This is a genomic window from Mycolicibacterium gilvum, from assembly GCF_900454025.1.
Lineage (GTDB): Bacteria > Actinomycetota > Actinomycetes > Mycobacteriales > Mycobacteriaceae > Mycobacterium > Mycobacterium gilvum.
Genome location: NZ_UGQM01000003.1, coordinates 1 through 14,450, shown reverse-complemented (window position 1 = coordinate 14,450; position 14,450 = coordinate 1). Strand labels below are relative to the sequence as shown.

13 protein-coding genes are annotated in these 14,450 nt (G+C 67.6%); 3 read left to right on the top strand and 10 right to left on the bottom strand.

Translation table 11 applies throughout. From position 1 onward, the window contains the following. A partial coding sequence (locus DYE23_RS31010; protein WP_337442316.1) for a type ISP restriction/modification enzyme occupies positions 1-427 on the top strand: 427 nt, incomplete at its 5' end. Between the two features lie 189 nt (positions 428-616). Beyond that, positions 617-3,592, top strand: a complete 2,976-nt coding sequence (locus tag DYE23_RS29145) for a DEAD/DEAH box helicase (protein WP_235660666.1) — start codon at positions 617-619, stop codon at positions 3,590-3,592. A 10-nt stretch (positions 3,593-3,602) separates the two neighbouring features. On the opposite strand, the gene DYE23_RS29140 is transcribed toward DYE23_RS29145, so the two are convergent. Genes DYE23_RS29140 through DYE23_RS29100 form a run of 9 tightly spaced genes read right to left on the bottom strand, consistent with a single transcriptional unit; the run spans position 3,603 to position 13,408 of the window. Continuing rightward, complete coding sequence (locus DYE23_RS29140; RefSeq protein ID WP_041321927.1) at positions 3,603-3,914, bottom strand: transcriptional regulator; 312 nt, start codon at positions 3,912-3,914, stop codon at positions 3,603-3,605. After that, positions 3,911-5,692, bottom strand: coding sequence for an AAA family ATPase (locus DYE23_RS29135; RefSeq protein WP_115329171.1), 1,782 nt, complete (start codon positions 5,690-5,692; stop codon positions 3,911-3,913). Before DYE23_RS29135 ends, DYE23_RS29140 begins: the two co-directional genes overlap by 4 nt. 24 nt (positions 5,693-5,716) lie before the next feature. Beyond that, positions 5,717-7,744, bottom strand: a complete 2,028-nt coding sequence (locus tag DYE23_RS29130) for a hypothetical protein (protein ID WP_115329170.1) — start codon at positions 7,742-7,744, stop codon at positions 5,717-5,719. After that, positions 7,741-10,329, bottom strand: coding sequence for an ATP-binding protein (locus DYE23_RS29125; RefSeq protein ID WP_115329169.1), 2,589 nt, complete (start codon positions 10,327-10,329; stop codon positions 7,741-7,743). The genes DYE23_RS29130 and DYE23_RS29125 overlap by 4 nt, the downstream gene beginning before the upstream one ends. A 13-nt stretch (positions 10,330-10,342) precedes the next feature. Beyond that, positions 10,343-10,690, bottom strand: a complete 348-nt coding sequence (locus DYE23_RS29120; protein WP_115329168.1) for a hypothetical protein — start codon at positions 10,688-10,690, stop codon at positions 10,343-10,345. Positions 10,691-10,694: 4 nt separating this feature from the next. Then, positions 10,695-10,985 carry a hypothetical protein gene (locus DYE23_RS29115; protein ID WP_011767719.1) on the bottom strand — a complete coding sequence of 97 codons (291 nt, stop codon included), beginning with the start codon at positions 10,983-10,985 and terminating at the stop codon, positions 10,695-10,697. Positions 10,986-11,011: 26 nt separating this feature from the next. Then, positions 11,012-11,926, bottom strand: a complete 915-nt coding sequence (locus DYE23_RS29110) for a conjugal transfer protein (protein ID WP_115329167.1) — start codon at positions 11,924-11,926, stop codon at positions 11,012-11,014. A gap of 14 nt (positions 11,927-11,940) precedes the next feature. Further along, positions 11,941-13,059, bottom strand: coding sequence for a discoidin domain-containing protein (locus tag DYE23_RS29105; protein WP_115329166.1), 1,119 nt, complete (start codon positions 13,057-13,059; stop codon positions 11,941-11,943). Beyond that, positions 13,052-13,408 (bottom strand): hypothetical protein, encoded by a 357-nt coding sequence (locus tag DYE23_RS29100; protein WP_083741715.1) that lies wholly within the window; start codon positions 13,406-13,408, stop codon positions 13,052-13,054. Before DYE23_RS29100 ends, DYE23_RS29105 begins: the two co-directional genes overlap by 8 nt. 89 nt (positions 13,409-13,497) lie before the next feature. On the opposite strand from DYE23_RS29100, the gene DYE23_RS29095 reads away from it, so the two are divergent. After that, complete coding sequence (locus DYE23_RS29095) at positions 13,498-14,004, top strand: hypothetical protein (RefSeq protein WP_172527962.1); 507 nt, start codon at positions 13,498-13,500, stop codon at positions 14,002-14,004. 14 nt (positions 14,005-14,018) lie between these two features. On the opposite strand, the gene DYE23_RS29090 is transcribed toward DYE23_RS29095, so the two are convergent. Further along, positions 14,019-14,450 (bottom strand): hypothetical protein (locus DYE23_RS29090; RefSeq protein WP_115329164.1); only part of this gene is annotated, 432 nt, incomplete at its 5' end.

The window sequence follows — 14,450 nt, the reverse complement described above, 5'->3', positions numbered from 1 at the left end:
CGCTTTCACCCACGCTGGTCACACGCTCAGCGACCTTCACCGCGGATACGAAACCGCAGCTCCCTACCCCCTTCTCGAAACAACGACCGGAGCTCTCAACGGCACTCCGCAGGAGACCCTGCGCGTCACAAAGATGCGATTCAAGTCGAAGACTGACCGCAGCGTCCTGATCTACAACTCCCAGCTCACCCTCTCAGGAATTCCCGAGGACGCGCACCGTTACCGACTCGGGTCGCGCTCAGCGCTCGAATGGATCATTGAGCGCTACCAGATCAAGACTGACAGCCGCGGCTCGGGGATCGTCAACGATCCCAATACCTGGTGCAGCGAACACGACGACCCCCGATACATCGTCGACTTAATCAAGCGCATTGTCACCGTCAGCGTGAAAACGATGAGCATCGTCGACAGCTTGCCACCAATCTGACTCGCGGCCGGTACGCCGCCACCGCCAGCAGATCCGGCAAAGGACTCGCTTCCCCCGCCCTTGAACCCGCTAACGCCGCCAGGGTTTTAGTTCTCGTCGCAGGTCACCGCAGCCGTCGCCTTCTTTCTAATGCGCGCCGGATACGCTCTGATACGACTGAGCCACTCTCCCCGATCCGGCAGGTAGCTGTTGCTGACCCTTCGCGACTATCAGCGCGCCGCCGTCGACGCCGTCACCCCCGACGAGCACCGGGCGCTTCTAGTGTCGGGCTGCGGTACCGGCAAGACTCTCATGGCGGTGCACGCCGTGGCCAAGCTGCTCGCCGGCGCCCCCGGCACGGTCCTGCTGACCTTTCCCACCCTCGGCCTACTGGAGCAGACCTATCAGGTGTGGCGCGGCGAGGCACCAATGCCGTTCTCCGCGCTGGCGGTGTGCTCCCAGCAGATCAGCGACCCCGAAGACATCGCCGACGACGAGCTATCAATACCCAGCACCACCTCCGCTGAACAGTTGGCTCACTGGCTGGCCGACACCGCAGGTGTGCGCGTAGTTTTCGCCACCTACCAATCGGCGGCGGTCCTGGTCGAGGCCCACCGCGCGTTCAGTGCAGCGGCCTGGACAGTCATGGTGTGCGACGAGGCCCACCGCACCGCCGGGCGGCGCGGCAAACCGTTCGCCGTCGTGCTCGACGACCACAAGATCCCGGCCGCGCACCGCCTTTTTTTCACCGCCACCCCCAAAGTGCACGCCCGCGGTTCCTCGCCGAGCCGCAGCAGCGCCAGGCCGCGCAGGAACGCGGTCGCCTCCATGGACAACCAAGACCTCTACGGGCGGCGCGTGTTCTCACTGCCCACCCGCGACGCGATCCAGCGCGGCATCCTCAGCCCGTTCAAAGTGGCTGTCATTGCCGTTACCGACTCGGCAGTGGCCTCCGCCCTCAAAGATGTCCGCCTGATCAGCCTCGCCGCCGGCGAAGACGGCAGCGCCCGCGCTGACCATGTGGCCGCCGCCATCGCTTTGACCCAAGCGGCCGACGACTACCAGCTCTCCAGCGTCCTGGCCTTCCACAACACGATCGCCGCCAGCCGCGACTTCGCCGCCACCTTCGCCCGCACCCACGCGCTGCTGCGTGCCCGCGGCCTCGTCTCTGACGGACGAGAAGCCCACATCACCCACATCGACGGAGGCTCCCCCCTGCGGGGGCGCAAGGCCGCGGCCGAAGACACCCTCGGCCAGCACCGGCCCGATCAATGGAACATCGTCACCAACGCGCGCTGCATCACCGAGGGAATCGACATTCCCGCCCTGGACGCGGTGTTCTTCGCCGAGCCGCGGTCCTCCGACATCGACGTCGCCCAAGCCGTCGGACGCGCCATCCGCAAGAACCCCAACCACGACCGTCCCGCGCTGATCGTGCTGGCGCTGACGGTGGACGACAGCCTCGACGCCGAAACCGTCATCGACATCAGCCAATTCAAGAAAGCGCGGCAAGTGCTGCTCGCGCTGCAAAGCCACGATCCCAGCATCGGCGCCGATCTCACCCGGCTCTGGGGCACCCTGGGCGAGACCGGCCCCGGTGACAGCGACTCCGTGCACACGGACCTCGTCGACATCCTCATCCCCACCGACCTGCCCTCGGAGCTGGCTGAGCAGTTCCTGCGCGCCTTCAGCGTGCACACCGTCGACACCTTGACCCAGCAGTGGGAAGACAACTTCGCCGCGCTGGCCGCCTATGCCGCCGCGCACGGTCACGCCAGCCCGCCGCAGCAGTACACAACTGCTGACGGGCGCCCCCTGGGGCAATGGGTATCCGGACAGCGACGTGCCCACGGTCACGGCCGGATGCTCCCGCAGCGCATCGAGCGACTCGAAGGGTTGCCCGGATGGGCGTGGAACGTCGTCGACGCACGCTGGGAGACGAGCTTCGCTGCGTTGGCCGCCTACGCCGACGCCCACGGGCACTCCTACCCGCCGCGCACCGCGAATCTTCGCCTCAACCAATGGGTGATCGGGCTGCGCCGGCCCGGGCAGCGGCAGCGGCTGCGCGAGGACCAACGTAAACGCCTGGAAGATCTACCCGGCTGGAGCTGGGCTCACCGACAAACCCGTCAGTGGGAGAGCTACTTCGAGGAGCTCGCCGCGTACGCGGCCGCACACGGTCACGCCAGCCCGCCGATCGGCTACGTGACCGACGCCGGAGTTGAACTGGGCCAGTGGGTGCACGATCTACGGCGACCGTCGCGACGGGCGAAGCTTGCCCGTGCCCGGTGCCGGCGTCTGGAGGCGCTGCCGGGTTGGTCCTGGGAGTATCGGGCCCGACCCACGTGGGAGGCCGCGTTCGATGCGCTGGCCGCCTACGCCGCGGAGCACGGGCACACCAACCCGCCGGGCGGCGAGCAGACCGACGATGGTCGGTCCTTGGCGTCGTGGGTGACCGCGCAGCGTCAGGCACGCAGCAAGGGCAAGCTCAGCGCGGAGCGCTGCCGGCGTCTGGAGGCGCTGCCGGGCTGGTCGTGGAACCTCGCCGAAGCCCGATGGGAGGAAAACTTCGCCGCGCTGGCGGCCTTTGCCGCCACACACCGCAGCTGCGATCCCCCGCCCGACTACGTGTCATCGACCGGTGCCAGCATTGCCGACTGGATACGGGGAGTGCGCCGCGCCGCCCGCGCGGGCAGTCTGTCCACAGAGCGTCTGAAGCGGTTGCAGTCGTTGCCGGGTTGGTCGCCGGAGGCGCGGCGATTCGACGCCGCCTGGGACGAGAACTATGACCAGCTCGTCGCCTACGCCGACGAACACGGCCACGCCGCACCGGGCCAGCACTACCGCACCGCATCCGGGATGGCGTTGGGGCACTGGGTATCCAACCAACGTGCGGCGTACCGGACCGGGAGGATGGCTCGGGACTTCCCCGACCGCATCGGCCGCCTGGAAGCCCTGCCCGGGTGGGCATGGAACACCTTTGATGCTCAGTGGGACAGGGGGTTTCGCGAACTGCAGGCGTACTGCGCTGAACACGGAGCGGCCACCCCGGGAAGCAAGCTCGTCACCGAGTCAGGTCACGGGTTGGGGCACTGGGTCAGCGACCAACGCAAAAAGCGCCGCGCCGGTCAGCTCAGCGAGGAGCGGTGCCGCCGCTTAGAAACGCTGGCCGGCTGGAGTTGGTGATCGCGGCGCCTCAGTCGGTGGTGTCGGGAAGAAAATAGCGGGGCGAAACACCAAACACCTTTGCCACGCAATACACTTCGTCGACACGCGGTGCCCGCTCGCCGTGGTAGAGGCGGTACCACTGGGTGCGGGAGGTCTTGAACTCCGGGCAGTGATCCCGGATCAGCTTGTAGACCGTAAGCGGCTTCGTCGTGCGGGTGCGGCCGGTATTGAGCATCCGAACCCGAGGATTGTCCTCGATAAGCGCGGCCAGCTGCTCGGAGAAGAAAGACGCGGCAATATGAGGCTTCGATGCCTGCGCCGGGCCAGTATGGGCAGTCATGTCGCCGGCGCGGCGCTGATATCGCCGCTCTGCGAGGAGGCCAGGGCGCGGGCCATGTCATCGGTGTTGACCACCAGCAGCGACGGATCAGCGGCGGCCAAGGCGGCCAATTCCTCCGGAGTGTTACTGCTGAGTCGCCGGGCGCGCTCCCGTTTGCAGGCAACGACCACCTTGCGGGCGTAGCGGCCGTTGCCGGCGATATCGAGCGCGGTGCCGGCGTCGGTCGGTGTGGCGCGCAAGCGGGTGGCCTCGGCGTGCAGCATGGGCCACGCCTCCTCGGCAATTGCGATCTTCTCCTTACCCGCGATGTGGCGCCCGATCGCCACGATTTCATCGGCGGTGTAGCTGGTGAAGGTCAGGGTGAAGTTAAACCGAGACGCCAGGCCCGGATTGGCGGCCAGGAAGCGGCGCATCTCTTTGGGATAGCCAGCGACGATGACGACCAGCCGGTCGCGGAAGTCCTCCATGTATTTCAGCAGCGTGTTGATGGCGTCCTTGCCGAAGCTGTGGCCCTCAGTCTCCGGCACCAGCCGGTAGGCCTCGTCGATGAACAACACCCCGCCCAACGCCTCTTCGCAGACCTCTTTCATCCGCTGCGCGGTCTGAGAGACGTAACCGACGACAAGGTCCTCCTCGGTAACTTCCATGACCTCGGGGCGCTGAATCTTGCCCAAGCCGAACAGGATCTCGGCAACAATGCGGGCGAACGTGGTTTTCGCCGTCCCGGGCGGACCTTCCAAGACCATGTGGTTCTCACCGGTCGACGACGTTTCATCGCCCTGAGCGGCCATCAGCTGATCAATCTGAATTTCGGTGCGCCACACCGCGATCTGCTCTTTGGGGCCCTCCAGTCCAATCAGTTCGTCGAGGCGGCGCTTGGCGTTGGCCAGTACTTCCTTCTGCTCTTCGGCCAATGCGGCCGCGTCGCGCTGGGCGCGGCTGGTCTCGGTGGCCGGGTCCCACTTGTCGGTGCGGGTGGCGATGGTTTCGGGATCGGTGACCACAAGGCGGTAGCTGCGGTCGTCGATGGCCTGCTGGGCCGCGGGCAACAACTGCCCCTCCACTGCGGCGGCGCGGAACGCCGCCAGCGCAGCGTCGGGCTCGCCAAGTTCACGCAGGCACCAGCCGCGGGTGAGCGCCACATCGGCGCTGACGTAGGGGTTGTCGGTGTGGATCTTGTCAGCGGTGTCGAGTGCGGTTTGGAACTGTCCCAGGCTGGCGGAGGCCGCCGCCGTCAGCGCCGCGACCGCGGCGCTGACAGGTTCCAGGACATAGGTTGCCTCCGGCGGCGGGGACACCGCCGTGGCGGCGAGCAGATCCGGCCAACGCCGGGTGCGGTAGTGCAGTGTGGCGGTGATGAATTGACGCCATTGGGCGGCTTGGGTGTCCTCGGTGATGGACGGGTGGTCGAGCAGTGACGCGGCTTGGGCGTACTGTTCGGCGCGGATGAGTGCTGAGGCGTAGGCCAGAGCCAACGTGGCCCGTGACCACACCGGAAGCGTCAGGTATAGCGGTGCCACGATCACGGCGTGCAGTTCGCCGGCCTTGAGACCGATGCGGCGGGTTTCGCGGTAGAGCGCCCGGGAGTTCTCGTGCGCGCCGGCCAGGGTGTCGAGTTCCTGGTCTCCGCACGCCAGGCGACCCAGCCAGGCGTCCGACATGGCGGGGTTGTCGGCGGTGACGCGGGTAAAGATGCCCAGTGCGGTGGCGCGGTCCCCGGAGCGGTAGCTGTCCATCGCGGCGTCGAACGCGCGGCGCTGTTCGGTCGGCGAGGTCATGGGTGGCGCTTCTCCCCTGCTTGGCTACGTGTTGGTGATGGGATTGACGGTAGTCGGTGGCCCGGAGGAAGGTCCTGGCTCGTCGTCGGGTGGTGGAAACTCCTCGTCGTCGTGCGGCGGCTCCGGGGGTGGTGGAACCTCGTCGAGGTACCGCGCCTCGGGGAGGTCGGACATCGCAGGCAGAGATGTCGCTGCCCCGCCGAGCCCTCCCGGGGCCTCGCCGGGCAGCTCAAAGGTCGCTGACGGAGACCCGCTGGGAGCCGGGGCAGAGTGGCGGTTGGCCGGGGCTGTGGCGCGGGCGTTGTCGAAGCCGCTGAGCATGCCCTGGATTCCCCCGCCCGCCGCCGGCGGCGCTGACAGTGCCGGCTCCCCACCGCCCGCCGGGGCGGGGTGTGCTGCGCCGCCAGGGTCGATACCGCCGGCCGGGGGTTGCTGTGCGCCGGACGCGGAGCCGCCTTCGCCGCCCGAGCTTGCCCCGTTGCCGCCGGTGGGCACCGGTTCAAAACCTGGCTGAGGTCCGCCGTGGACTTGGCGGGCGTCGGCGGCCTGGGCGTCGAGCTGGTCCCACGGGGTGGTATCGCCGCGGCTGCGCAGTCGCGATCCGAGTCCCTTGGCCCCGGCCGCGGCGGCACCGCCGACGCCGCCGATCGCGGCGTGCATCCCCATGCCAAGGGCGACACTGCCGGCCTGCCGGAACAGGCCGGGTCCGGGGCGTTCGGCCGACAGGTCGGCGCGGATGTAGCGCAGCAGCATCATCGCCGCGACCGAGACTGCGCCCATCATCAGCACGTGCGCGAACGGGTTGTTGCCGCCCAGTTGTGCGGGGAGCCGGCCGGCGACGATTGACTCCACCGCCAGGCCCATGACGCTGACGAAGATGATGTAGACCAGGACCTCGATGGCGTGGCGGAAGAACTGCCACACCACAGCGGTAGCGCGACGCTGGGGGGCACCGGGGATGGCTCCCAGCCACAGCGTCGGCAGCAGGATCACCGTTGTGTAGATCGCCTTGACCGACACCTTGAGCACTGCCCAGCCCGAGAGCACCATGAAGGCCCCCAGCAGCAGCGCAACCACAACGAACACCAGGCCGACCCAGATGTTGGTGCCGTCGAGGTGCTGGGCGTAGGACACTGCAGCGGTGTTGCCGCAGGACTGCATGGCACGGATCGGTCCATCGGGTGCACCGCGATTGACGGCCGCCGACCAGGCGGCGCCGCATCCACCCACCCGATCGACGACCTGACCGAAGTTCCACAGCTGCAACGGTTCTCGCACGGTGTGGGTGATGAGGCTGGCGGTCAGCGCGTCGACCTGCCCGCCCGAGCCGACACCGTCGAAGGTGCCGTTATGGCCCGGAGTGGCGGCCTGTGCGACGCTGAACCCGACCCGGCGGGCGAACTCGAGGAGCCCGCCTTCGCCATACATCAGCCCGGCCGGGTTGGCGAAGATCGCGATCGACAGCGCCGGCATGGTCAACGCAATGAGGATCATCGTCCAGCCCCGACCGGCTTCGCCGCGGTGAATGGTGACCACTCCGGCGAACACCCCGATTGGGATCGCGATCGCCAACAGGCCCAACTGCGTGGTGACGGTGATGACCGCGTTGGTGACTGCGCGGGCGATCTCGCCGATGACGGTGAGCCAGTAGGTGCTCACCGTCATCTTCATCAGCCACAGTGCCAACGCGATGATGCCGATGAACAGCCCCGCCTCGGCGGTGAGGATGCTGGCCGAGGTGACGTTGAACGCCATCGTTTCCATGGCGTGCAGCGTCCAGGCCATCCAGCTATCGGGTGTCCAGCCGATGTCGGGGCCGGCCTGGGTGATCTGCTCGCGAATGGTGGGCAGGCTCAGGTAGTAGTTGCCCAGCGGCACCCCGTAGGTGTCTTTGAGGCCGGTCCAGTTGAGCACCATCGCGTTGGTCGACGCGCTGGCCGTCGGCGCGGTGACGGTCGCGAGCAGTGCCAGCGTGTGCAGGACGCCCAGCACCAGTAGCGGACGGCCCCACCGCGGGTGGGTCAGATACCAGTAGTGCAGGCGTGCGGTCATGATCGCTGCGTGGCCTGGCTGCGTTGCCGAGCTCGGTGGGGGTTGGTGTCGAAGCGGGCGGCCAGTGCTGCGGTCGGGGCTGCAAACAGCGCCACCTTGCCGAAGCCACCGAACTCGTCGAGGAACCACGCTTCGCCCTCGCGGCCGGGGACCACCTTTCCGTAGCGGTCATCGATCGCATCGTCGCCGTGGTCGACCAGCTGCACGGGGCTGGTGTTGTTGACGTAGTTGGCCAGCAGCTCCGGGTGGCGGTCCAGGTCGCGGTCACACCACTGCAAGGTTGCTTTGGCGATGTCAGATCGCTTGAACCCCAGGCACAGTCGCTGATCTATGAACTCGTCCTCCAGCACGGCGAAGTCTTTGATCGGCTGCTGGCTGATACCGCAGAACCCCGTCCAGGCCTTACGGCCCTGGCGGATGATCGTGTTCGCGCACTTCTGTCCGCCCGGAGAGTTGGTCCACGCTGCGCACTCCTCGACGACCAACATGTCGGACTGATCGGGGCGGCCGAAAAAGATCGACTGCGCCACTTCGGCGCCCAGCCCGTAGAGCGCTTGGGCGGCGCGCTGGCCAGGGGTGGTCTGCTGATGCAGGTGGGCCTGGTATTCCTCGGTGACCGTGGGCAGCTTGAGTCCGGCGAAATTCCAGATCACGCATTGGGTGGTGGCGATGTCGGGAACGGGCAGAGACTCATCAAACAGTGGCCGCAGCAGGCGTTGGGCGGCCAGGCCCTCCAACCCGATGAGCAGATCTTCGTCGGCGTCGGTGCGCCGCGCTGTGGGCATGTCGCGGAGATATCTGATCAGCTGCGCGGTGCTGCCGATGCCGTTGGCCTCGCGTGACTCCGGGGCCAGCAGCCCCCACAGCCGCTGAGCGCCCCGGCTCAATGGCGACAATCCCAATTGCGGTAGCAAATGGTCGATGGTTCGTTCTGCGGCTTCTTTATAAGGAAAAACCCGCAATCCATCGAGACTGAAATTCATGCGACTGACATCAATGACGACTTTATCGTCGAAATCGGCCAACGCTGTTTCGTGTTCGCGGGCGTCGGTGGGATCGAATAAATGCAGACCGGCGCCGAGTTTGAGCCACGAGCGGCTCAAATTCTTCGTCGCATGCGATTTGCCGCGGCCCGGGGAGCCGCAGATCACCAGATTCGCCGGATTCTCGCGGGCCGGCGCGTTGAGGACATCGAGGAGAACGACGTCGCGCAGCCCCGGGCTGGTCAGGTTCATCCCCAAAGGGACGCCGGTGTTGTTTCCGAGCTTGCTCGCCAGCAGCGGGACGAACGGCGCAAACCGCTTGGTGGTGGTCGGGTTGCGGAACTCGTCGAGGGCGGCGCGGCGCTCCCCGCCCGGGGTGAACGCCCGCCACAATGTGGGCTGGCTGCCGCGCCACCGTTTCGAGCCGATGTTCTGGCCGCGGTAGGTGCGGGCGACGTCGGCGACGGCCCGGTTCACCGTATCCGGGTCACCGGCGGCCGCAGCGATGACGATGGCGGCGTTCACACCGCGCTCGGCGCTACCGCGTTTGAGTTCTGAGGCCAGCTCCCGCCCGGAGGCCAGCTTGCGCAGCAGCTCGTCGGAACTCGATGCGTGGCGGCCGCGCTGGCGGTACTGGTCGCGAATGTTGACGATGACGTTCTCTGCGGTCGACACGGCCACATCCGCACTGGTGAAGGTGATGTTGATCGTCCAGTCCAAGACCGTGGTCGGTGTCGTGAGGTCATCGAGAACCTTGAACAGTGTCGAGCGCGGCCAGGCAATTCCGTTGTCGGGGAAGCTGTCTAAGGGCAGCAGCGCTTGATAGGAGTCCGCAACACCATCGGTGCGATCCCGGAAGGTACGTACGAACACGTCGGCGTCGGTGCGGGCCGCCCGCCAGCGGCGGGCGCGCAGCTGAGCCGCACCTGGGTCCAGGTGGACCGGGGTGAACGCCGACCCCGGCAGGGTGGCGTCGGGATTGAACGGTTGTGTCGGCAGCGGCGCATCCCAGGCGCCGCGGCTGGCGATGTAGTTCCAATGCCACCAGATCTGTTCCACCGTGGCCGGTTTGGGAAAGAACACCGCAGGCAGCGCGGCGACCATCTGGGCGGCCAGGTCACGGTAGTAGGCGATGGAGGAGTCGGTGTCCTTGTCACGGCCGAGTGCGGCGTCGACCATGCGCCGCCACGTGCCGCTGGGGGTGCGCCCGGCCAGCCCGTAATCCAGGGGCAGGCTCAGCCAGTAGATACGGCGGCGAGCGCGGTGCCCGGCGATGGTGGGTTCCCAGCTGCGGCAGTGCTGCACCCAGGGCCGCGCCGCCTCGGACACGCCCTCGGGGGCGGCCGCGCCGGGGCGCAAATCGGGGTGGCTGTACAGCATTTTGCGGACGGTGGCGCGCGGGGCCACCGGGACCGTCAGGCCACTGATCGAAGATCCTGACGGCAGCGCACGCCACAGCTCGGCGTGCTCGGCAGCCACCCGGTCCTGCCACTCTTCGGAGAGGAAGATGAACGGCTGTCCGGAGAGCAGATAGTCGGCGTAGACCCCGTGCGGGGTCAGCCGCAGGTTGCCGATCGCGCGCAGCGGGGCGGGCACAGACATGGCAGGACCCTTCTTAACCGGGAGGGCGGTGCGATGAGATGACCTGCGGGCGCAGGTTTTCCCACCACCAGTGGGCGCGGGTGCGCAGCGACGGGCGGGTGGCGGGCAGCTTCGACAGCAGCCACACCGCAGCCACCGTGATCACCACGCCGAGGATGAGGATGCGGAACGCACTGGCCCCGTTGGTGATGTTGGCCGTCACCAGCGAACCGGTCACCACGAAGCCCAGCACCGCGGCGATAGCGTCGGGGGCGCGCCATTTCTCCTTGAACGGCAGCGTGAATCCGTCACCGGAGTCGCCCAGATGGATGGGCAGCGAGCGTTGATCGGAGTAGATCTTGGCCGAGGTGTCGTTGCCCATGCGCTCAGCGATCCCACACGCTGTCGACGCGGACCGGGTTGCGGATGCCGGAGTCCTCGGCTTCCTGGGTGAGCGCGGAGGCGATGCCGACCGAGAGCCCGATGAGGACCGCGAACACGATGGCACCGATTTCGGCGGTGATGGCCGCCCCGGAGCCTTCTTTGAGCTTGCGGATGGCCGATCCGGCGCCGATGACCAGTGCGGCGAGTGCCAAGAAGCCCAGCACCGCCAGGCCGAGCTTGTTGCCGGCCTCAAAAAGGCCTGACGCCGCGAGTAATTCGGTATTCTCTGCCATATTCGTCTCGCCTTTCTTGAGGTGCGTTAGCTATGTGGTTTGGCTACCGGATCGGCTTCTGATTGACCGCCGACCTGTGGCACTAAGTCTATGGCCGCCACCATCCAGGTCCCGCCGCTATTTTCCAGCGTCAGCGGGTACACCAGATTCACTGTGGCAAACTGCGAGGTTTGGGCGACGACTGTGGCCCGCACATGCAATTGCTCTCCCGGCGCCGGCGCTTCGGGCACGCTGCGACTGGTGGCCGCTGAGGAGACCACCGCGCTTTGGTAGCCGCCGATCGGGCGCAGGGGGGCACCGGCAACCACGTAGCGATCCAGGCCGTTGGTGGCGGTGAGGTAGGTGCGGATGAATCCGGCCACCACGGCGAACACCGGGCTTTCGGGGCCTAGAGCGTTGCGGTAGTCGAGCGCGAAATCCGCGCCCGGGCCGGGATCGTTGATCTGGGCCGGGAAGTCCAGAGCGCGTGGCTGACGGTTCCACAGCGACACCGGCACCTGGTAGAAGGTGCGGGTCGGTTGGGCCGAGGCGTAGGGGCGTTCGTTGACCGAGATGACCGCGGTATAGAGCTCGGTGTCATCGAGGGTGCCCATCCGCAGCACCGGGCCCACCTGGGGCGCGGTGATCACCGCAGCCGGCGTCGAGGGCAGCGCCAGTCCCTGCTCGGGCAGGGTGATGAAGCGCGCCAAGCTGTCGCGCTGATTCACCGTCGCCGTGCGCCAGGCCACCACGAAGTCCGAGGCGAACGCGCCGACAACGCTTTGTTGGTTGCGTTCACGCTGAGCGATCCCGATGAAGTCAGGGCGATCGGGGGCGAAGAACACCTTGCAGCCCGCGGCGGCGCCGAAGACCGCGGCGGCGACCAGGGCGATGACACCGGCCCGATGGGCGCCACCGCGCCATCGGCGGAGACGCCCTTGCCAGGTTTTCGACAGTGCCACAGTGGTCTCTTTTCTTAGGGCTGGTAACCGAGAAACTTCAATGCGCTCATCGCGAACGTGTTGTCCACGGGGTCGCTGCCGTTGTCGGGCACGGTCAGATCCGGATACGGCTCAGGGTTCTGCGGTGTTTCCGACAGCGGCCCGCCACCCTCGCCGAGCAGCGATTCCACCAGCCCCGGCTGCGCCTCAGGCAGGGCAGCGGGATCGGTGGCCGGCGGCAACGGTGAGGCAGGTGGGCGGGAGGTCTGCAAGACCACCACATTGACCCGGGAGGCCAAGACCCGTCGCGGCAGCGCGGCGGTGACCGGGCCGTGGGCGTTCCCGGTGTCCTGAGTGAAGATGTCAGAGACCACGTTGCCGTTGAGGAAGATGTATTGCAGCCGCGTCACCACCCGATGCTGGAGCCATCGGTCCTGTCCCCCAGGCGTTTTCGCCACCCATCCCGGCGTGACCTCGACACCGGAGACCATGTAGCTCTTGCCGAAGTCGACAGTGAGGACCTTGCCTTCGAGGGCTTCATCACGTGAGCCGCGGGCGCACACCCACGCCGAATCGGTGGCGGTGTCGGTCAGCGACTGCGCTGAGGTTGACCCGGCTGCACACGGGGCGCTGGCGGTGAAGGGAATGGACTGATCCTGAGGGACGGTCGGGGCGGCGGAGGTAGGAACCGGCTGCGGCTGGGCCACGGGCGCGGCCGCAGCCGCACTGTCCTGACGGGGCGCGGCAGGTGCATCGGTGTCGCTGAAGGTGACCAGCGCGGCGACGATGGCGCTCACCGCCACGACGAGCCCCACCCCCAGCGCCACGGCAGTGCGTTTGGCGCCCGCGTCGGCGCGGGCCACCCCGGATTCGTCGCGCTCGGCGGTCAAGGCTGCTGCGGTGTCGAGATGCACGGGCGGCGCCTCGTCAGCGATCCCGGCGCCGGACTGCAGCCGCGGATCGGTAGGAGCCTCGGCCGAATCGTCGTACTGCTCAGCTTCGGGCTCATGCTCAGGCTCGGGCTCGGGTTGGGCGGCGTCGAGGTCGGCCACGCCTGGCTGCATCGTCGCGGCGGTGGGCACCGCGGCCGGGTCGGGCCCGCCCATCAGTTCATCGACCCAGCTCTCATCGGTGATGATCGGGGTATCAGCCACGGTGCTCGCCCTCCACGTCGGCGTCGATCACGGTGGGCGGAGGCCGCCACGCCACCGGCGCGGGCCCCATCCACACCGGCAACAGCACCCACCCGCCGGGGGCCTGCGGCGCCCATCCCACCGGTCGTGGCGGTGCGGTGACAGCGGGGGTCACCCGCCGGGCCGGCGGCAGCGCCGGCATCAGCGGCGGGGGCGGACGCCGACGAGCCTGCACAGCCTTGGCGACGACCACCGCCACGGCGAGTAGCACCAGAAGCGGGGCGAGTTTGATCACGAGCTGCACCACGGCGAGAACGGCGACCGCCGCGAGGGCGGCCAGGACGGCAAACAGGGCCAGAAGAATCTTCATGCGGGCAACCTAACGTCGGCATATGACATATATCGGGGGTGAAAATTCGCTGGCCGACTTTGCCAATCGGGTGCGGTAAGTTGGAAAATATGACGGTTCCCGCCGACGGCGTTCCCCGGCTTATGCACTTCGTCGACGCCCGGCTGGCCAAGCTGCGGATGTCGAGGGAAGAAGCCAACCGGCGAGGCTTCCCGAACTTCAGCACGTTGGCCGCGGTGCGCGACCGCGATACCCAGAACACCCCCCGAGTGCGCACGCTGCTGCGCATCGATCGCACTCTGGGCTGGCAGCCCGGCTCGGCGGCGGTCGTGCTGTTGGGCGGCTATCCGCTGAGCATCACCGCACGCGCCACCAAAAACGTGCGGCTCCAGGAGCAGGCCGCGACGCCGCTGACCAAAGACGACATCGCCGATCGGCTGCTCACCCAACTGCACGAGGAAATCGAGCGCGCGCACGACGACCTGCGCGCGTTCGACGATCGGATCAACCGTCTCTACGCCGCACATGACCGGTTGGCCGAGGAACTGCGCGTTGACCGCAGCCTGGTCGAGGAGTTCGCCGACCGCGACGTCGCAGCCGAGAGTGTGCAGCGCTGAGGCGCCGGCGGCGCTCACCATCGCGGCATCCGCTCGCCATGGTCGGGCAGCGGGCGGGGCTCTACCACCGGCGGTCCGGTGATCTCGTAGGGCCCCAGAATCTCGGCGGCATCCTCGGGGCTCAATGCGGGCTCTGCTGGAGTCAGCGGCCAACACTGATCTGAGCCGGGGATCGCCAACCAGCCCTCGGCGATGCCGTACACGCCGGCCATCACCGGGGCCGCAGCCAGTTGGACACACAGCCACGGCACCACCACCATCTGACCGAACGTCGGTGCAGGGTCATACAGAGCCAGGATCGGGGCCCCGAGTGCAGCCCCCGACCACAGCAGAGCAGCGATTGGAAATGCCCGTAGCGTCTGCGGAATCAGGTTCACCAGAACGGATTTGATCGCCACGCCGGCCAGCCAGCCCAACGGAACGCACACCGCCAGGATCGCCACCAC